This window comes from Mariprofundus sp. EBB-1, from assembly GCF_003665155.1.
Lineage (GTDB): Bacteria > Pseudomonadota > Zetaproteobacteria > Mariprofundales > Mariprofundaceae > Mariprofundus.
Genome location: NZ_RCFQ01000001.1, coordinates 96984 through 116053, shown reverse-complemented (window position 1 = coordinate 116053; position 19070 = coordinate 96984). Strand labels below are relative to the sequence as shown.

Sequence of the window (19070 nt, the reverse complement as noted above, 5' to 3'; positions counted from 1 at the left end):
AAAAAAGGGGCTGCTATTTGCAGCCCCTTTTTTTGGTTAAAAATGCTCATGAACGCTGCAAAAAAATCATTCCGCTCATCTCGCCATTTCATTCGAAAATATATCCCTTCCGATAGCCACCAACAATAGCCACCAACACACTTGTAAACAGCATCAATTCATGGTATAAATAGTCTGCTTGGAGAAGAAAAAAGCATGTTCATACAAAGGAGAACGCATATGCTAGGAAGACACCAGCACACCTCACCTGAGGAAACCACACTCATCAATGTAGAGTGGAAAAAAATGCATCAGTGGCACACACAGCAGAAAAAACGTTTAAAAAGAGCCATGAATAAACGCATGCGTCATAATAATAAGATGGAGATCAATCACGATCTGCTTCAAACGACTTAAAACTGTTCATCGACATTGGCAAAGCCCTCCATCCGGAGGGCTTTTTTATTCATCATCAGTAATTCAATCCCTACAATATATACCATCAGATGATCAAAAACAGTAGTTCAATTGCGTTTGAATGCATCAAAACACTCATCCCTATCTCCCAAAGAAGAGGCTCCAATTAACATATATAGTTTATTTTTCGCCCTGCGTAACTGTCGGTAAAAAATATAATGAATGATAGTAGATATAGGGGGTTTGAATGCGCCTTTCTGTCTAAAAAACCGCCTTATGTTTGAAGAACCATCTATTTCATGCTATGCTCAAATGTGATTTCGGATTGATTCACTCAGTAATAATCAAAGACGGCATGATTATTGTATTAGAACATTGCACATTTTAAAACTGGGACGGAACCATGCAACCATCTAAAATCCTTATTGTTGATGATTATAAAGAACTCAGAGACCTATATGCTGAGTTCCTTGAGAATGCAGGATTTATTGTCGTTAAAGCTAAAAATTACGATGGGGCTGTCGAGCAGATAGATTCATCTATTGATATTGCCCTGCTCGATGTAAAACTCGAAGGTCATTCTGGACTGGATGTACTTGCTTATCTGCGCAAGCACCGGCCCGCCTGCCCTGTCATCATGATGTCCGGATTCGCAGACAAAAAAAGTACGATTGAAGCACTGCGTCAGGGCGCTGTTGAATACCTTGAAAAACCAATCAACCCACATGAACTGGTTCATAGCATTAAACATTGGCTGGATTACCATGCTACCAAACAAGAGAATCATCGCTTACAAGATTTTCAAGCCATGCATCGACGATTGCAGGAAAATGAACAACAGATCCGCATGGCAAATGAACGACTGAACTTCCTGCTAACATCAACCTCTGCCGTCATTTATGCCTCAGATATTTCTGACCATTACGCTACAACTTTTATCAGTGATAACATTAAACGGCTGTGTGGTTATGAGGCTGAAGCATTTACCAGCAGTGCTGATTTCCGTCTTGGGTGCGTGCATCCGGATGATGTAGAGCATGTCAAAAATTCGTTAAAAAAAGGGCTTGAACGTGGCAGCAACCGATTTGAATACCGTTTCCAGCATAAGGATGGCCACTATGTATGGGTGGGTGATGAAATAAGGATAGACAAAAACCAGCATGGCACACTGGAGTTCTTGGGCTTCCTATCGGATATCACCGAACACAAACATAGTGAAGAAAAGATCAGAGAGATGGCCTATACTGATCTACTCACAGGACTACCTAACCGAAGCCTTTATTATGATCGCCTGAAACAGGCCATTGCCCAATCACATCGTAACCATACAAATATGGCCGTTCTGTTCATGGACCTGGACTACTTTAAACCCATCAACGATGAGCTTGGTCATGAATGGGGTGATATAGCTCTGATTGAAGTCGCCAGAAGACTGCAAAACTGCATACGTGAGACCGATACCGTAGCCAGGCTTGGCGGTGATGAATTCAGTATTATTCTTGATAATATTGAATCAGAAGAGTCTGCTTGTATGTTTGCTGAAAAAGTTATTCATCTTATTCAAGAGCCTATGATATTAAAAAACAGCCAGTATGTGCTTGGCGTTAGTATCGGCATCAACCTCAATTCTCATGAGTATCGTGATGTCGAAACCATCATGAGATTGGCTGATGACGCTATGTATCAAGCCAAAGAACTGGGCCGTAATCGTTACTGTATCTATCGTGATAAAGAGTCAGGGGTTTTCAGTGAAATCAATGCTGAATTAAAACTGGAGAAAGCATTACGGCAAGCGATTTCAAATGATGAATTGCTCATCTATTACCAACCCAAAGTTGAGCTAAAAAACGGTTTAATCACTGGCACACATGCACTCTTACGTTGGAACAATGCCGAGACAGGCATCATATTACCCGATCAGTTCCTGCCACTGGCCAACAAAACTGGCCTTATTGTGCAGATTGGTGAGTGGGTATTACGACAGGCTTGCACCCAAAATAGAAAATGGAAGGAGATGGGGCTTCCCATTGTACCTGTTTCTGTCAATGTTACAGCCGAGCAATTAAGACATGCTGATTTCAGCAAGCTCGTTGCTCAAACATTACGCGACAACCATCTTGATGCCGACATGTTGCAACTTGAAATCAGTGAAAGTGATCTGATGCAACATGCTTCTGCTGTATTGATATCATTGAATGAACTCGATGCAATGGGTGTTAAAATCACCATAGATAATTTCGGCGCCGGTTTCTTCTCATTACAGTCTCTAAAATCTATGCCTGTGCACGAATTGAAAATGAATCGATCACTGATCCATCAAATTGGCCAAGGCGGTGACAGTGCCCAAATTGCCAATGCGATCATTTCGATGGGGCATATTCTTAATCATCAAGTCGTGGCTGAAGGTGTCGAAACTGAGGATCAATTACAATTCTTACGCAAGCATGATTCAGATGGCATTCTGGGTTTTCTCTCAAGCCCACCTGTTCCAGCCAATACCATTGCTGAACAGCTAAAGAACATGAAATCCATGCTTAAATTGTTGGATTGAAAATCAATGCTGTATCTACACGTATCTGGATGGAGCCTGCTCAGCGGTTAGTTATCCACAGCGGTCGAAATAACATCCTCGATAACAAATTGTACAGCAGCCCCACCACGGTAATCATCTTTTTGTAGCTGGCCGATTATTGAAACCGTTAAACCCGGTTGAATATCATCGGAGATGGCACCTGCACCAAACACAATACCATCGATCCAACGACTGCCATCCGTGAGTTTCAGACGCACCACTCCGCCCTTCAAATCACGACGATCTGCAATATGCACCCCTTCAATCAACCATGCACAAGCACTGTTACCACGACCAATAGGTTCAAAACGCGCCAAACGATCAGCTAAAGCAATATGCATGCAGCCCAGACCAAGAATGCCATCCACTTCAAGCCTCAAATGATCAGAAACATCTATCGACTGATTTTCGATGCATGCTGCGAACGTCTTGGTAAATGCATGCCACTGCCCTGGTTTTATACCACCACCACCAGCTCCCGCATGACCACCAAAGCCCTCCAGATGCTCACTACAAGCATTTAACAGCTTGCCAATATGAAATCCCGGCATGCCACGCAAAGATACGCGTACCACGCCATCCGGCGTGACAAAACCGACAGCCGCGGGTCTGCCATGTTTTCTGGCCAGACGACCAGCAACCAGGCCCACGACACCGGCATGCCAACTGTCATCGTAAACAGCTAAAATATCTGAATCGCCCAATTTAAGTTCAGCCTGTTTAAGCACCTCAACTTCAACCTTGCGGCGCTCTTTATTGGTCGCATCAAGCTCCGCTGCCAACATAGCTGCCTCATCGGCATCACCAGTAGAGAGCATGCGCATGGCTGCTTCGCCATGTTGTAAACGACCTGCAGCATTAATGCGCGGAGCCAGATAAAAGCCGATAGTTTCAGCAGTCACAGCTTTTTTAACCTTGGCAATCTTCATTAAGGCTTTCATGCCAATCGATGGATCTCTGTTCAACTTCTGCAGACCATGGTAAACCAGAACCCGGTTCACACCAACCAAATCCATCACATCAGCAATCGTTGCAACAGCTACCCGATCCAGCAACAGGCGCAAATCAAAGCCAGGGCGAAGCTGTTGTTCAGCAAGCTTTTTCCAAACTGCCATCAACAGAAAAAATGCAACACCTGTCCCACACAGCTTTCTATCTGCAAAGCCACACGATTCACGGGCTGGATTCAGCAAAGCAAATGCATTGGGAAGCGTGCTATCAGGTAGATGATGATCACTGACAATCAAATCAAAGCCGATTTTTTTTGCCTCATCACATGCATCAAAACATGTGGTGCCTGTATCCACACTTAAGCCCAGTTTAGCGCCATCATCCACTGCCATTCGCACCGGCTGCACACCAATTCCATGCCCTTGATCAGCACGGTGTGGAATGGAATATGAAACAGTAGCACCTGCTGCAGACAACGCTTCAAGCAATATCGCTGTGCCATTCACACCATCGGCATCAAAGTCACCAAAGATGTGTATTTTTTCTGCATGTTGAATGGCTGCAGCTATGCGGGTCGCCGCTTTTTCCATATCCACCATTAGAAATGGGTCAGGTAGATCCGCTAAACGTGGTGAAAAGTATGCATCAGTCTCTCTCAAGCCTCTGGCTTCAAGCACGCCTTGCCAGGCACTTACCGGGTCCTCAGCAAACAACGGAGTATGTCGCCAAACCAGAACCTTTCCCTTTGCACTTCTGCCAGCAGGTAAATCCTGTGGCTCTATCTCAGACATTTAAAGATCACCCACAAGATAAGCCAATAATGTCGCTTCTTCTTTCTGCGATTCACGTTTGAGCTTCGATTTCCAGATGCCTTTAGTGAAGCTTGGCATCATTGATTGTTTCAGCAATACAGCATGCCCCTCTCCAGCCAATATAATCGTTTTTGGCAGCGTTTCATCATGTTGCAATAATTCATGCATGCGTTCGGGCTCCGAAATAATCAGATCAGCATCTCTAGGTTCAACAATAGATTGCAAAAGAGGGTTACGGGTAGCAACAGCGAACTGTTTATGCCCGGATACACCGTTAGCAACTTCAATATGCATGGACACATCAGCTTTCATATCAACCGGATCCCATACCCAGATGCCGCTCACACCTACGTCGCCACGCTCTTGTCTTGCAGCCAAGGGATGTTGAAAAAGTAACATTTGAATCTCAGATAACAGACGATTCAGTCGTCCTCCATCTTCACCTTCATGATCACGATCCGGTAGCATCTTACCCGATACCGCAGCAAACCCTTGCGGGTAGGCCTGCATGGGTTCGCGGCAACACAGCAATAATGCAGCCCCGGTCGCAACCAACGTCATGCCATCATCAGCAATGAATGGATTTACCGTTTCGCAAAGGTCTCGGGCATCTTCAGCCGACCATGAAAATAGGCCTTCAGGATGAACACGCACCATGTGCTGTGCTAAAAATGCATGATATGGTGAAACCACCCAACACTGGCGAATATGCTCAGGAAATGCTGAACACTTCTCAGCCAATAACAACGCCGCAGGGCGTTCAGACAATGCTGCATACCATGCTAATGGATTTTTATCACTGCACCGGAACCATGTTTGCCGATATTTACTAAGATATTTTTCCCATAAAAAAAGATCAGGATGGAGCGAAACTCCATCCTGATGTGGTAATAAAGCCTGAGTTACAATCAGGGTTGAAGCAGTCATGCTTCGGACTGCTTTAGGAATCAAGAGCCCTGCGTACAGCGTCCTCGGTAGCATCAATGGTAATCGGTGTCGGAATACCCATCATCGCGGTATCCGGATCTTTCAAACCATTACCAGTCAATGTACAGACAATGCTCTGGCCTGGCTGGAAATAACCGGCTTTATTCAATTTGATAATACCAGCTACCGATGCAGCCGATGCAGGTTCACAGAACACCCCTTCCAAGGATGCCAACATATCATAAGCTTGTAGGATCTCATCATCAGTCACTGCATCAATAACACCACCGGATTCATCACGGGCCGCTTCTGCTTGCTTCCATGATGCTGGTTTACCGATACGAATCGCTGTCGCTATAGTTTCCGGGTTCTCTACCGGCGCACCATTCACAATGGGTGCCGATCCAGCTGCTTGGAAACCAAGCATTTTTGGCAACGACTTACTGATTCGTTTTTCATGATATTCTTTATAACCCAACCAATAAGCAGTGATATTACCCGCGTTTCCAACAGGTAAAGCATGGAAATCAGGTGCGAAACCGAGCTCATCTACAATCTCAAACGCACCTGTTTTTTGTCCCTGAATACGGTATGGATTGACTGAATTCACCAACGAAATAGATCCATCAGCACTAATCTCACGTACCAGTTCCAGTGCATCATCAAAGTTTCCGCGAATCTGAATCACCTTGGCACCATAGCGCATACCCTGGCTCATTTTACCCAGCGCAATCTTGCCATCGGGAATCAGCACATACGCTTCCATGCCAGAATTGGCGGCATAGGCAGCGGCAGATGCGGAGGTGTTACCGGTTGAAGCACAGATGATTTTACGTGAGCCGGCATTGTACGCCTGCGTCACAGCCATGGTCATTCCGCGATCCTTGAACGAACCGGTTGGATTCAACCCTTCAAACTTAAGAAAAATATTCAGTTCAGGGTTGATCGCATTGCGCAGGTTATGGGACTCATGCAGTGGTGTATTCCCTTCATACAGGGTGATGACCGCATCATCTTTTGCTATAGGTAAAAAAGCACGGTATCGGTTAATAATTCCTTCATATCTAGGCATAATAATTCCTTAAGCTACGGCTGATTCTTTACGTAGAATCAACACATCTTCTTCAACTGCTTTCAAGCTAATAATACGGCTGATCGCAGCCTGTAAATTTCCTTCTGTTGTTTCATGCGTTAACATCACAATCGGTACTGCATGACATGCATGACGTTCTTTCTGGCTCAGCGCTTCCAGACTAATACGATGATCAGCCAGAATGGAGGTCACAGATGCGATGACGCCCGGCTCATCCTGAACCATCAGACGCAAATAATATTCACACTCAATATCGGCTACAGGTAATGTCTGCAAGGCACGACGTTCAGCTTCGACAAAACCCATTGGCGGAGCCAGATGCTGAACACCATCGGGTGCTACACGGGCAATATCCATGATATCAGCTACAACGGCAGAAGCCGTTGGCCTCTCACCCGCACCACGACCGACATACAAGGTATGTTCAACAAAATCACCGGATACCTGTACTGCATTGTATGAATCAGACACCTGCGCAATCTGTGAATGCATGGGTACCAACGTCGGATGTACACGCATCTCAACACGATCAACCGCACCATTCTCTCCATGCGGCTTGGCAATACCCAATAACTTGATGCGGTAACCCAGCTCAGATGCAGATTCGATATCTGCTGCAGTAATTTTACTGATTCCTTCGGTAAACACTTCATCAAACTTTATTTTTGAACCAAAAGCCATGGCTGCAAGAATCGATAATTTATGGGCTGTATCGATGCCTTCAACATCAAAGGTTGGATCAGCTTCAGCGTAACCAAGCTCCTGTGCCTCTTTCAGCACATCAGCATAATCTGCACCCTCATTTTCCATTTTGGTCAATATGAAGTTACAAGTACCATTTAAAATACCATAAACAGATTCAATGGCGTTAGCAGCACAACCTTCACGCAGTGCTTTCAGGCAAGGAATACCACCACCTACAGCCGCTTCAAAACCAATCGCTACATTTTTACTCGCTGCCAGCGGGAACAACTCTTCACCATGTTTGGCGACCAGTGCTTTATTAGCAGTGACAACATGTTTGCCATGCTCAAGTGCTGCGGCAACAAACGTACGAGCCGGTTCATAACCACCGATTAACTCAACAACAAGATCAACATCATCTGCTGTTACCAGAGCATTGGCATCATCACACAGGCGTACACCGGTGAGATCAAGGCCACGATCATGTGAAATATCACGATCCGCTACTGCAACCAAACGCACTGTTTTGCCGAGCCTGCGTGACATTAGCTCCTGCTGCTCGATCAATATACGGGCTACACCCGTACCAATCGTGCCCAGGCCAAGCAATCCAACTCTTATTTCACTCATTATAAATATCTCCAATATTTGTAAGGGGGAAAGCGTCAGAAGTAAGGAGACTCCGCCTCACTTCTTACCCCTCACGGCTGACTTCTTCATGCACCTGCGTGCAGAAAGTTACGCATACCACGCAGGGCTTGCCGGGTTCTATGTTCATTCTCAATCAGTGCAATGCGCACAAAGTCGTCACCATAATCACCAAAACCGATACCAGGAGAAAGCGCTACACCGCCCTCTTTCAACATACGTTTGGAAAATTCCAACGACCCCATATGTTTAAACTCATCCGGAATCTCTGCCCAGATAAACATCGATGCTTTCGGTTTCTCAGCCATCCAACCCATTTTATGCATGCCATCAATCATCACATCACGACGCGACTGATACATCAGACGAATTTCTTCCACACATTCCTGAGGACCGTTCAGAGCCGCACATGAAGCAATCTGCAAGGGCTGAAAAGTACCATAATCCAGATATGATTTAATCTTGGCAAGTGCAGCAACAATTTCTCTGTTGCCCACCATGAAACCCATGCGCCAGCCCGGCATATTATAACTCTTGGATAGCGAATAGAATTCAACCGCTACTTCCTTGGCACCCGGCACCTGCATAATCGACGGACATACATAATCATCAAACGTAATCTCTGCATAAGCAATATCTGAAATAACGATCAGTTTATTCTCACGCGCAAAAGCAACCAGTTTCACATAAAAATCGAGATCAACGACTTGTGCTGTTGGATTGGAAGGGAAATTCACCACAAGAATCTTCGGCCGTGGCCATGAATCTTTCACCGCCTTTTCAATGTCTGCAAAATAATCGCGATCTGCACCCATTGGCACATGGCGAATATCTGCACCGGCAATAATAAAACCATACGGATGAATCGGATACGCCGGATTCGGAGTCAAAATAAGATCACCTGGTGATGTAATCGCTACAGCCAGATGAGCCAGCCCCTCTTTAGAGCCAATGGTAGCAATCGCTTCAGTTTCAGGGTCCAGATCGACATCAAACTTACGCTTATACCAACCACAAATAGCCTTGCGCAAACCAGGAATACCTTTGGACATGGAATAACGGTGATTGCGACCATCTTGTGCGGCCTCACACAGCTTATCGACAATATGCTGTGGTGTAGGCTGGTCAGGATTACCCATGCCCAAATCAATAATATCTTCGCCATCGTGACGAAGCTCCATTTTTAGCTGGTTTACTGCCGCAAACACATATGGAGGTAAACGTTTAATTTTTTCAAATTCAAGCATGAGTCAGGTAAAAACTCCAAGAATAGTAGTAGCCCTGTGAAGGGAATGGATAGACTACGAAGCACCTTCTTTTTGGTCAAGGAATGCTCATGTCACAACATGGCAATCGCATGAAAGGTCTCACCGTAAAGTACGCAATATTCATCGCCAGAGACCTTGCTCTTGCCCACTCCTTGTCACTTTAACACAGCGAAACCGGCACAAAAAACAACCGGTTAGAATTCCCATGTATCAAAAAAAAGGGCTCGCCATATGGCGAGCCCTTAAGATTACTGATCAATCAGATCAATGTTTTACGTCTTTCCATACTTCAACTTTCAAGCGCCATAGCACTAGTGTAAGAAGAATCAGGAAGCCCACTACCCAACAACCAATAGCGCGACGTTCGTTCTGATGCGGATCACCGATGAACGTTAGAAATGCAGCCACATCCTGTGCCTGTTTTTCTATCTCAGCAGTATCCGCTTCATCGTGCTCAAGCCATGACAGTGGATCCGGCATAGCAATACGACCACCCGGGTAAATCGGGTTGTAGTTACCATCGGGAACCTTGCCTTCAGGATCATGTTCAAACCCAGTCAGTAGCGAATAGATATAATTCGCACCACCACGGCGACCAGGTACGATCAATGAAAGATCTGGCGGAGCTTTACCATAAGATGATATTGCATCTTCAATCGCCATATCCGAGATCATACCACTCATCAAGGATCTATCTCCACGCAATTCATCAACTTCTGCGCGTGTCAAGCCGATTTCAGGGTAAGCCATCAAACTTTGATACCTTATATACTTAGCAGAGTGACAACCCATACAGACATCAGTAAACACACCCAGACCACGACGGATCTGAGCCTGATCGCTAGCATCTACTTCAGCATGCTTGAGATGAGCCCCTCCCTCGTTTGCAATGGCAGGAACTGAAAAGCCCAGCACAGCTGCAGCAATAATTGCCATCATTGTGTTAGTCAGTTTCATATTAAATCCCCTCCGGAACAGGCTTGGTCTTCTCGAACTTCGGTAAGAATGGCAGAGCCACGAAGAACAGGAAGTAATAAGCGGTAGATAACTGGCCTACAATTTTAAGTGTTGGTGTAGGCGCAGAATGACCACAATAACCCAATACGATCACATCGATGAAGAACATGATTACCATGATCTTATATACCGGACGGAAGCGTGCGGAGCGCACTGCTGAGCGGCATAAGAATGGCAACAAGAACAAGATTGCCAATGAACCACCCATTGCCAACACACCAATCAATTTAGACTCAAACGAGCGTAGAATGGTGTACCAAGGCGTCAAGTACCAAACCGGCGCAATATGTGCTGGTGTGGACAGATTGTTTGCTGGCACATAGTTATCCACTTCAATGAAGTAACCACCCATCTGTGGATTAAAGAATACGATGTAAGCATAGATAGTCAGGAAGAATGCTACGCCGAATGCATCTTTAATCGTATAGTATGGATGGAAAGGAATCATCTCTTCAGGTTTATGAAGATCAATGCCTTCAGGATTATTGGAATGCACAACATGCAATGCATGTACGTGACCACCAACAATCGCTGCCAACAATAGTGGGAACAGATAGTGCAATGAGAAGAATCTGTTCAAGGTTGGATCGCCAACCGCAAAACCACCAACCAGTACCTGGGATACATATTCACCCAAGACCGGAATCGCTCCGAACAAGTTGGTAATTACCGTTGCACCCCAGAAAGACATCTGACCCCAAGGCAGTAGATAACCGAAGAATGCTGCACCTTGCATAATCAACAGAATGACAACACCGATAATCCAAAGTAATTCACGTGGTGCTTTAAATGAGCCGTAGTAAAAACCACGCCCCATGTGCAGATAAACCACAACGAAGAACATCGATGCACCAACTGCATGCATATAACGAATCAGCCAACCGAAGTTCACATCACGCATAATGCGTTCTACTGAATCAAAGGCGACCGTAAAACCACCAAATGTAGCTTCAGCAGATGGTTTATAATACATCACCAGGAAAATACCTGTGACAATTTGTAGTACCAGCATCAGCAAAGCCAATGAACCAAAGTTCCACATATAGTTCAAATTCTTTGGTGCCGGATATTCAGTCAGCTGAGATTTAATAATCGCCTCAGCACCTGTTCGCTTATCAACCCAGGCGAACAGTTGTGTTTTCATCATTTTTTCTATCACGTTTCCCTCCCCCTGGATTAGCCGATCACTACAGTAGTGTCGGTTTTATATTGGTATGGCATCACATGAAGATTATGCGGTGCCGGTGATCCGTTGATTACACGTGCCGAGACATCGTACAATGAACCATGGCATGGACAATGCCATCCACCAGGCCAGTTTTCAGGGACAGAATCGCCCCACTCTTTTCTTCCTGCTGATGGTTTAAATAGAGGGATGCAACCCAGATGTGTACAACTGGCAACCACAATGAGGTACTCCGGCTTAATAGCGCGGTATTTACGTTTTTCAGGCGTATCCATCCACTCTTCCTGAACTTCATCAATGGCTTTTGAATCCTTATCTTTAAGCATGTCATCATGCCCATCGACTTGTTTTAGAAGCTCTGCTGTACGGTGCACAACAAATACAGGCTTACCTTGCCACTGGATGGTTACCAGTTGCCCCGCCTCAACGGTTGATAAATCGAACTCTGTTTTTGATGCGGCCAGCGTATCTGCGGCTGGTAACATGCTACCGATAAACGGCACCACCATTCCACCTGCTGCAACAGCTCCTAAACCACCCGCTGCAACGTAAAGAAAGTTACGGCGCGACTGATTTGCTTGATCTGTCATAGTTATTCCCCCCTCTGATTGTCTTTCATATATGAAAATAAGGCCGCATAGCTAGCAGCGCCACAGTTATTGGTCAACCATTGCACTGCAGCTATGGACCCTCATCAATCTTATTAAGATGCGTTATTAGCAAGATCCCTAATATCTTTGATTGCTTTGGCATAGTCATCTGTACCATACACTGCCGAACCCGCCACCAGTGCATCAGCACCAGCCGCAGCCACTTCTTCAACTGTTTTAATATTCACGCCGCCATCTACTTCCAGCCATGCATCTGAACCTGCATCATCAAGCATCTGACGTGCTTCACGGATTTTATCAGTAACCGCATGAATATAAGACTGGCCACCATAACCCGGATTCACGCTCATCAACAACACCAAGTCCGTGCAGTGCAATACATTTTTAATAGTAGAAACAGGCGTTGACGGATTCAGGCTCACGCCTGCTTTTTTACCGTATGAACGAATCAACTGCAGCGTACGTTCAAGGTGTACACATGCTTCCTGATGCACAGTAATAATATCTGCGCCAGCTTTAGCAAACGATTCTACCTGCGTATCCGGATGATTCACCATCAAATGTACATCGATCGGTTTGTCGGTATACGAACGGATTGCACTGCAGATATTATCGCCAATAGTAATTGGTGGTACAAATGAACCATCCATTACGTCAAAATGAACCCAATCGCAGCCACCATCATCAATAGCCTTAATCTCTTCACCCAGACGAGCGAAATCGGCCGATAAAATGGATGGTGCAATAACTGTATCTTTTTTCATGAAAAAACTCCCTGATTTGAGTGGTGGCTTTCTACCTTTTTTGACCTGTTTCGTCCAGCGTAGATAACCATTCACTCAACGCTGTTATTTGAGAATCACTCAACGGGCCACCCTGTTGCAGAGCAAACCCCGGCATGTGCTGAGATCCTGTGCCATTCGCAATCAACAATGCCAATACCCCTGCATCGTTGTGGTGTTTCAGCGATGGGGCCACCGCCCCCTGCCCATTATCGCCATGACACATACTGCAAACAGCAGCATAAATCTGTGGCCCTTTCACCTGATCTTTGGCTGTATCAAAATGGCACGCTGCACACTTTCCATTAAAAATACTGCGTGACCCGACATTTAAATGGGGATTAGCCTGCACATTCAACGTAAGCCACACCTTACTACTACGGCCAAGATCATCTGTCAGCGAGACCCATTTCTTCGCATCTCCTTGCTTGGCGAAGGTATCTACCACCACCTTGATACGCGTAAAAGCACCCGGCATCAACAGGTGATCTTCAGGTTCCGCCACACTACAGCCACAAGACGTTTCCACCGCGACGATATTGGCCATTACATCTCCGGCATTACGCACGCGCAAAAATACCGTTGCCTCATGGCCCTCTTTAACCGTTCCCATGTCAACATGATCAGGCTCAAACACCAGTGCTGATTTCACTTCAACAGTTGCTGGCAAGACAACGGACTGATGATGATCAAGCTGCGAACATGCAGAAACAAACAATAACCAAACAACAACACAACTTAATCCAAGACTTTTCACAACCATATTTTCAAACACTCCGGCACATCTTTTTCGCCACGCATCATAGCCTGTAATTCCGGAGGTTCGCACTGTAACAACAGATTGATGGCATCCATCACACCATCATCATCAAAATCCGCATGCAACAGCGGACTCAACCAGGCATCCAGCTCCAGCATACCCTGTCGATTCAAACGATAGCGCAAGCGACGAACAGCAATTTCAGATGCGTGCATGTATTGGCTACGATTTTCGGGAAACAAGTTTCCGTTTGATATGCCCTATGGCGGCCGTTGGATTCAGATCTTTCGGACAGGCGTCCATACAATTCATAATTTGATGGCAGCGATACAATCTAAAAGCATCCTCTACCTGATCCAGACGATCACCGGTCGCTTCATCACGTGAATCTACAATCCAGCGATTGGCTTGCAATAAAGCAGCAGGACCTAAGAAACGATCACCATTCCACCACCATGATGGACAGGACGTTGTACAACAACCACACAGAATACATTCGTAAGAACCATCCAGCAGCTCTCGATCCTCCGGTGACTGTAAACGCTCATGCTCAGGCAAAGGTGACTCGGCTTGCAACCACGGTTTAATCTGTCGATATTGATCAAAGAAATGATCCATATCCACGACCAGATCACGAATCACCTGCATAGATGGCAGCGGGCGCACATGAATCGGTTGTTTTAAACCTTCAATCGGCGTAATGCATGCAAGACCATTGACACCATTGATGTTCAGGCCATCGGAACCACACACACCTTCACCACAGGAACGGCGATAACTTAGCGTACCATCAATCTCCCATTTGATATAATTCAGTGCATCGAGCAATTTCATGCCGGGTTTTAACATCGGCACTTCAAACGTCTGCATCGATGGCTTTTCATCTTTGCCGGGCTCATAACGAAATACTGAAAGCGTGATCATCTTACTCATATCCACTCCCAACACAGCGAGTATTTTCATTCAAGACAAGACGCTGATGGTGCAAGCAGCGGAGCATATGAAAAATATGTGATTCCAGGCATCCATGCCTGTCAGGGCTACGCCCCGATGCAGAATCGTCCAATTCATCTGTCCTGATGAATTGTGAGCAGTGCAGTAGTTTCAGCAACGCAGTATTGGATGAAAAGACGAAGTTGTGCATCAATACACCCGCTTTTTGGGTGGAAACGATTCCACCGTCATGGGAATCGTACGCACCGGCTTGTAATCAAGTTCAACCTTACCCGCCTTAATTGTGGCCAGCGTATGTTTCTGCCAGTTCTGATCATCACGCTCAGGATAATCATCACGGGCATGCGCCCCTCGGGATTCCGTTCTCGCATGCGCGCCTGCCGCTGTCACCCGAGCCAGCGCCATCATATTTTCTAATTCCAGCGCTTCGATAAGGTCGGTGTTAAATATTCGCCCTGCATCTTCAATGCGGGCGTTTTCCAGCTCATCAACCAAGGCTTCAATTGCATCCACACCTTCGGACATGACATCCTCGGTGCGGTACACACTGAAATGATCCTGCATGATCGATTGCATCCGGGCCCGCACTTGCGCCACCTTCGGTTTTTCATCTCCATGTTGCGTGGATTTAAACCAGCGTTCAACACGATCCACGCCCTTCTTCCAACAATCAGGATCAAGTGGAGGATGATAATGCTGTTCTTGCAGATACGCCTGCACCCGCACGCCACAAGCATGGCCAAACACAACAATTTCCAATAACGAATTACCGCCCAAGCGATTCGCACCATGTACAGATACACAAGCACCTTCACCGATTGCAAACAAACCTGGAAACACCCTTTCTGGGTCATCACCCTGACGATAGACTACTTCAGCACTCCTGTTGGTAGGAATGCCACCCATGGTATAATGCATGGTCGGCTGTACCGGAATCGGTACTTTGGTACAATCCACACCAGCAAAACGCAATGCCAACTCATGAATATTGGGCAAGCGTTTCAAAATCAATTCTTCACCCAAATGATCAAGTTTAAGTAAAGCATGATCTTTATTCGGGCCACAGCCACGCCCTTCCCGGACTTCCACAGCAATAGCACGGGATACCACATCACGACAGGCCAGATCCTTATCCTTCGGTGCATAACGCTCCATAAAGCGCTCACCCTCAGAGTTAAGTAAATAACCACCCTCTCCGCGCACTGCCTCCGTAATCAATGGGCCAACATCAGCAATGCCAGTAGGATGAAACTGGAAAAACTCCATATCTTCAACTGGCAAGCCAGCCCCCAGGGTCAATGCGCCGCCATCACCGGTACAAATATGGGCATTGGTGGTAATTTTGAAAATCCGACCAGCACCACCGGTTGCCAAAATCACGGCCTTAGCCTGAAACATATGATAGGTGCCATTGGCGATATCCCACGCCATCACACCATGACAGCCATCATCATCGGTAATCAGATCAAGGGCAAAAAACTCCTGATAAAAATGTGTGCCGGCGCGCAAATTCTGCTGATAAAGGGTCTGCAAAATCGCATGTCCGGTTCGATCGGCTGCAGCGCACGTACGTGAAGCCTGACCACCATCACCGAAACCGCGTGACTGACCACCAAACGGACGTTGATAAATCGTGCCATTTTTCAACCGCGAGAACGCCACACCCTGATGTTCCAGTCCGCGCACGATGCGCGGCGCAGCCCTGCACATATATTCAATGGCATCCTGATCACCAAGGTAATCCGAACCTTTGACAGTGTCATACATATGCCAGTGCCAGTGATCAGAGTCCACATTACCCAGTGAGGCATTAATGCCTCCTTGCGCCGCTACTGTATGCGAACGTGTTGGCAACACTTTGGTAACAATGGCCACCCTGTGGCCAGCATCAGCCAGATCCAGAGCGCACTGCATACCTGCTCCACCGGAGCCAATAATCACAACATCGTGAAAATGATTTTCGACTTTATCGTTTGATAAATATGTCACAATCGCTCCTCAGGCCCAGGCCCAAATAAGTGCAAGCCACCAGATGCCGAATCCACCCATCACCACCAACATCGTGGCGATCAATGGAATACGCCAGGCCAGCATATGCACATAATCTTCCAGAATCACTTTCAGCCCCATATACGCATGCACCATCAAGGCCAGAATCAACAAGGTATGCAACACGCGGGATGCAACGTGGTCGAGAATATCCAGTAAGCCCTGCTGATCAACAGCGCCACTGAACACCATCAACATCAGGAAAAAGGGTAGTGGCAGCAAAAATGCCAACACCACAGCAGAAAGACGTTGCCAGTACCAGTCAGATAACCCGCTATGGGCTGAGCCCGGCTCTTTAACCGTTCTCATAGAAACAACAGCCATGCAAACAACAGCGAAGCAAATACAGCAATAAGCAACACCACAAGCGCGCTGAAACGCATCATATCTCGACTTTCTCCCCAGCCAACATCAATCAGAAGAAAACGAAGACCGTTACTAAAGTGATACACAAGCGCCACCCCCACCAACCATAAAGAACATTTTCCGGGCAATGAATGCAACCAGGTCAATGTAGCGTCATAATGATCGGGACTACTGGTCATGCCATGCAATAACCATAAATAGAGGGGAACAAACAGAACCAATGCCACTCCACTGGCACGATGCGCAATACTTGCAAGCATCGGAGCGCGCCAGCGATAGATCGAAATTCGGGGAGACAACGGGCGGTGATATTTCACTGGCTGTTCATTCATATATGTTTACCCATATAAAACACCTCCTGCCCTTCAACAATGATGCTACATACTAGACCAGCTTATAAAACCTTTCCATCCTGTTCTATACGCTGACGCATCTGTGCAATCTGTTTTACCAACTCACCAGCCAGATACCAACCACTACTTTCGCCTGCTTTTCCATGCAGAGCTACTGCGGATGAGATCAACACACCCAGATCAACTTGCTTATCATCTGCTTTTACCAGCTGGGCTGCAATAACTCCGGCTAACACATCACCGGAACCGGCCACCGCCAGCTGCGCTGAACCGAATGGATTGAGATATACATCTCCAGCAGGAGAAGCAATCAAGGTTTCAGAACCTTTCAAAACCACCCAACAGGCATAACGTGTAGTCAAAGCAAGTATGGATTCCTTACGATTACCCTGAATCTCTGTACTGGAGCTATCGAGTAATCTTGCAGCTTCACCCGGATGTGGTGTCATCACAGTCATTGCACCGCGTTGTTCACAGCGCCCTGCAAGTTGCTGCTGTAAAGCAGCATCAGCAGCTATAATATTTAACGCATCAGCATCGAGTAACAATGGTTTATCGCTATCCAATAGCGTCTGCAACAGCACCCCCTGATCCAAACCCCAACCAGGACCTGCAACAACAACATCAGCTTGCTGCCAATGCTCTGTCGATTGAGGGTAGCTCATCACTTCCAAATTGGCGGTGGCAATCACTGGCCACACATCATCAGGACATAAAAGGCTAACCAGACCTGCGCCTGCCGCATACGCTCCCAAAGCAGCCAATTGAGGTGCCCCTGTATGTCCGACAGAACCGCCAAACACACAAACATGCCCATAACTGCCCTTATGCGTAAGCCGTGAACGCCCGGGCCATGCAGAAGCAAGAAATGCATCAGTAATCAAACAGGTGCTATGCACACAAAACGATCCCTCAACGGAACATGTATATTGCCAGGATAGGTTAATGGTCTCTTCAGCAATACCGATCTCGGCTACTTTAAGCAGACGCCCGGTATAATCGCGCCCTTCGCTCAACCAATGACCCCACTTCGAGGCTGCAACAGGTAAGGTATAATCGGCCTGAACAGCAGCCCCCATCACAACACCAGTATCCGCACAAAGACCAGATGCAATATCAACACTCAGAACAGGCCTATCGCTTTGATTAATACGATGGATGACATCCATCATTGCGCTGTTTAACGATCTGTTCAGCCCCACGCCGAAGATGGCATCAACAACCAACACTGCTCTGAGTAACCAGCGGCTAAGCTCTTCAATACAGTCATCAGCACAGGCCTCACGTATTTTCACGCCAGCCGCACTGGCCAGATCAGCGTGTTGCTTACATTCGTCGTTCAATTGCGTAAGCGGTACAAGAGAGACAATAGTGACCGGGATACGACGCTGGCGCAGATAATGCGCCGCAGCAAAACCATCGCCGCCGTTATTGCCACTGCCTGTAACAATCACGATACGTCCATAATCTGGCATCAATTCAAGAATAGTTGCGGATAAGGCTCGGCCGGCTCGATCCATCAGGGTAAAAGCAGATGTTCCAGATGTGATTGTCTGCTCATCAGCCCATCGCATTTGAGCAGTAGTCAGGATGCGTGTTTCACTCATTCAACCCCCTCTTCATACTACTGATTAAAACCAG

18 protein-coding genes are annotated in these 19070 nt (G+C 46.5%); 2 read left to right on the top strand and 16 right to left on the bottom strand.

The window, feature by feature from the left end:
* Window positions 1-219: 219 nt before the first annotated feature.
* The gene (locus D8Y20_RS13700; protein ID WP_201265480.1) at window positions 220-396 is read left to right on the top strand and encodes a hypothetical protein; all 177 of its coding nucleotides are present in this window, start codon (window positions 220-222) and stop codon (window positions 394-396) included.
* A 403-nt stretch (window positions 397-799) separates the two neighbouring features.
* A complete protein-coding gene (locus D8Y20_RS00585; protein WP_121541083.1) occupies window positions 800-2947 on the top strand; it encodes an EAL domain-containing protein in 2148 nt (715 codons plus the stop codon).
* A gap of 47 nt (window positions 2948-2994) precedes the next feature.
* On the opposite strand, the gene recJ is transcribed toward D8Y20_RS00585, so the two are convergent.
* The 16 genes from recJ to D8Y20_RS00500 form a co-directional block, all read right to left on the bottom strand.
* Window positions 2995-4710, bottom strand: a complete 1716-nt coding sequence (recJ, locus tag D8Y20_RS00580; RefSeq protein ID WP_121541082.1) for a single-stranded-DNA-specific exonuclease RecJ — start codon at window positions 4708-4710, stop codon at window positions 2995-2997.
* Complete coding sequence (locus D8Y20_RS00575) at window positions 4711-5658, bottom strand: threonine synthase (protein WP_121541081.1); 948 nt, start codon at window positions 5656-5658, stop codon at window positions 4711-4713. It lies immediately after the preceding gene.
* Window positions 5659-5671: 13 nt separating this feature from the next.
* Window positions 5672-6730, bottom strand: coding sequence for a threonine synthase (gene thrC, locus D8Y20_RS00570; RefSeq protein WP_121541080.1), 1059 nt, complete (start codon window positions 6728-6730; stop codon window positions 5672-5674).
* 9 nt (window positions 6731-6739) lie between these two features.
* Window positions 6740-8065 carry a homoserine dehydrogenase gene (locus D8Y20_RS00565; protein ID WP_121541079.1) on the bottom strand — a complete coding sequence of 442 codons (1326 nt, stop codon included), beginning with the start codon at window positions 8063-8065 and terminating at the stop codon, window positions 6740-6742.
* A gap of 86 nt (window positions 8066-8151) precedes the next feature.
* On the bottom strand, window positions 8152-9330 hold the full coding sequence (alaC, locus tag D8Y20_RS00560) for an alanine transaminase (protein WP_121541078.1): 1179 nt from the start codon (window positions 9328-9330) through the stop codon (window positions 8152-8154).
* 285 nt (window positions 9331-9615) lie between these two features.
* Window positions 9616-10308 (bottom strand): cytochrome c1, encoded by a 693-nt coding sequence (locus tag D8Y20_RS00555; RefSeq protein WP_121541077.1) that lies wholly within the window; start codon window positions 10306-10308, stop codon window positions 9616-9618.
* Between the two features lies 1 nt (window position 10309).
* Window positions 10310-11512, bottom strand: a complete 1203-nt coding sequence (locus D8Y20_RS00550; RefSeq protein WP_121541156.1) for a cytochrome b/b6 — start codon at window positions 11510-11512, stop codon at window positions 10310-10312.
* Window positions 11513-11544: 32 nt separating this feature from the next.
* On the bottom strand, window positions 11545-12144 hold the full coding sequence (petA, locus tag D8Y20_RS00545) for a ubiquinol-cytochrome c reductase iron-sulfur subunit (RefSeq protein ID WP_121541076.1): 600 nt from the start codon (window positions 12142-12144) through the stop codon (window positions 11545-11547).
* Between the two features lie 113 nt (window positions 12145-12257).
* Window positions 12258-12929 (bottom strand): ribulose-phosphate 3-epimerase, encoded by a 672-nt coding sequence (gene rpe, locus D8Y20_RS00540; RefSeq protein ID WP_121541075.1) that lies wholly within the window; start codon window positions 12927-12929, stop codon window positions 12258-12260.
* Window positions 12930-12960: 31 nt separating this feature from the next.
* Window positions 12961-13710, bottom strand: coding sequence for a DUF1573 domain-containing protein (locus D8Y20_RS00535; RefSeq protein WP_121541074.1), 750 nt, complete (start codon window positions 13708-13710; stop codon window positions 12961-12963).
* Window positions 13701-13922: a succinate dehydrogenase assembly factor 2 gene (locus tag D8Y20_RS00530; protein ID WP_121541073.1), complete on the bottom strand. Its 222-nt coding sequence runs from the start codon at window positions 13920-13922 to the stop codon at window positions 13701-13703. The genes D8Y20_RS00535 and D8Y20_RS00530 overlap by 10 nt, the downstream gene beginning before the upstream one ends.
* Window positions 13923-13929: 7 nt before the next feature.
* Window positions 13930-14640: a succinate dehydrogenase iron-sulfur subunit gene (locus tag D8Y20_RS00525; RefSeq protein ID WP_121541072.1), complete on the bottom strand. Its 711-nt coding sequence runs from the start codon at window positions 14638-14640 to the stop codon at window positions 13930-13932.
* A gap of 210 nt (window positions 14641-14850) precedes the next feature.
* Complete coding sequence (gene sdhA / locus D8Y20_RS00515) at window positions 14851-16650, bottom strand: succinate dehydrogenase flavoprotein subunit (RefSeq protein ID WP_121541070.1); 1800 nt, start codon at window positions 16648-16650, stop codon at window positions 14851-14853.
* A gap of 9 nt (window positions 16651-16659) precedes the next feature.
* Window positions 16660-17034: a succinate dehydrogenase, hydrophobic membrane anchor protein gene (sdhD, locus tag D8Y20_RS00510; protein WP_236075158.1), complete on the bottom strand. Its 375-nt coding sequence runs from the start codon at window positions 17032-17034 to the stop codon at window positions 16660-16662.
* Entirely contained in the window at window positions 17016-17408 is a 393-nt protein-coding gene (gene sdhC, locus D8Y20_RS00505; protein WP_121541069.1) for a succinate dehydrogenase, cytochrome b556 subunit, read from the bottom strand. Before sdhC ends, sdhD begins: the two co-directional genes overlap by 19 nt.
* A 62-nt stretch (window positions 17409-17470) precedes the next feature.
* Complete coding sequence (locus D8Y20_RS00500; RefSeq protein ID WP_121541068.1) at window positions 17471-19036, bottom strand: NAD(P)H-hydrate dehydratase; 1566 nt, start codon at window positions 19034-19036, stop codon at window positions 17471-17473.
* Window positions 19037-19070 lie beyond the last annotated feature (34 nt).

What these genes read in the sequence shown, in the direction of transcription:
- D8Y20_RS00530 (WP_121541073.1), bottom strand. Translation starts at nt 13,922, where the DNA reads ATGCACGCATCTGAAATTGCTGTTCGTCGCTTGCGCTATCGTTTGAAT.
- D8Y20_RS00555 (WP_121541077.1), bottom strand. Translation starts at nt 10,308, where the DNA reads ATGAAACTGACTAACACAATGATGGCAATTATTGCTGCAGCTGTGCTG.
- sdhC (WP_121541069.1), bottom strand. Translation starts at nt 17,408, where the DNA reads ATGAATGAACAGCCAGTGAAATATCACCGCCCGTTGTCTCCCCGAATT.
- alaC (WP_121541078.1), bottom strand. Translation starts at nt 9,330, where the DNA reads ATGCTTGAATTTGAAAAAATTAAACGTTTACCTCCATATGTGTTTGCG.
- rpe (WP_121541075.1), bottom strand. Translation starts at nt 12,929, where the DNA reads ATGAAAAAAGATACAGTTATTGCACCATCCATTTTATCGGCCGATTTC.
- D8Y20_RS00525 (WP_121541072.1), bottom strand. Translation starts at nt 14,640, where the DNA reads ATGAGTAAGATGATCACGCTTTCAGTATTTCGTTATGAGCCCGGCAAA.
- D8Y20_RS00585 (WP_121541083.1), top strand. Translation starts at nt 800, where the DNA reads ATGCAACCATCTAAAATCCTTATTGTTGATGATTATAAAGAACTCAGA.
- D8Y20_RS13700 (WP_201265480.1), top strand. Translation starts at nt 220, where the DNA reads ATGCTAGGAAGACACCAGCACACCTCACCTGAGGAAACCACACTCATC.
- sdhD (WP_236075158.1), bottom strand. Translation starts at nt 17,034, where the DNA reads ATGGCTGTTGTTTCTATGAGAACGGTTAAAGAGCCGGGCTCAGCCCAT.
- D8Y20_RS00550 (WP_121541156.1), bottom strand. Translation starts at nt 11,512, where the DNA reads ATGAAAACACAACTGTTCGCCTGGGTTGATAAGCGAACAGGTGCTGAG.
- D8Y20_RS00575 (WP_121541081.1), bottom strand. Translation starts at nt 5,658, where the DNA reads ATGACTGCTTCAACCCTGATTGTAACTCAGGCTTTATTACCACATCAG.
- D8Y20_RS00565 (WP_121541079.1), bottom strand. Translation starts at nt 8,065, where the DNA reads ATGAGTGAAATAAGAGTTGGATTGCTTGGCCTGGGCACGATTGGTACG.
- petA (WP_121541076.1), bottom strand. Translation starts at nt 12,144, where the DNA reads ATGACAGATCAAGCAAATCAGTCGCGCCGTAACTTTCTTTACGTTGCA.
- D8Y20_RS00535 (WP_121541074.1), bottom strand. Translation starts at nt 13,710, where the DNA reads ATGGTTGTGAAAAGTCTTGGATTAAGTTGTGTTGTTGTTTGGTTATTG.
- D8Y20_RS00500 (WP_121541068.1), bottom strand. Translation starts at nt 19,036, where the DNA reads ATGAGTGAAACACGCATCCTGACTACTGCTCAAATGCGATGGGCTGAT.
- recJ (WP_121541082.1), bottom strand. Translation starts at nt 4,710, where the DNA reads ATGTCTGAGATAGAGCCACAGGATTTACCTGCTGGCAGAAGTGCAAAG.
- thrC (WP_121541080.1), bottom strand. Translation starts at nt 6,730, where the DNA reads ATGCCTAGATATGAAGGAATTATTAACCGATACCGTGCTTTTTTACCT.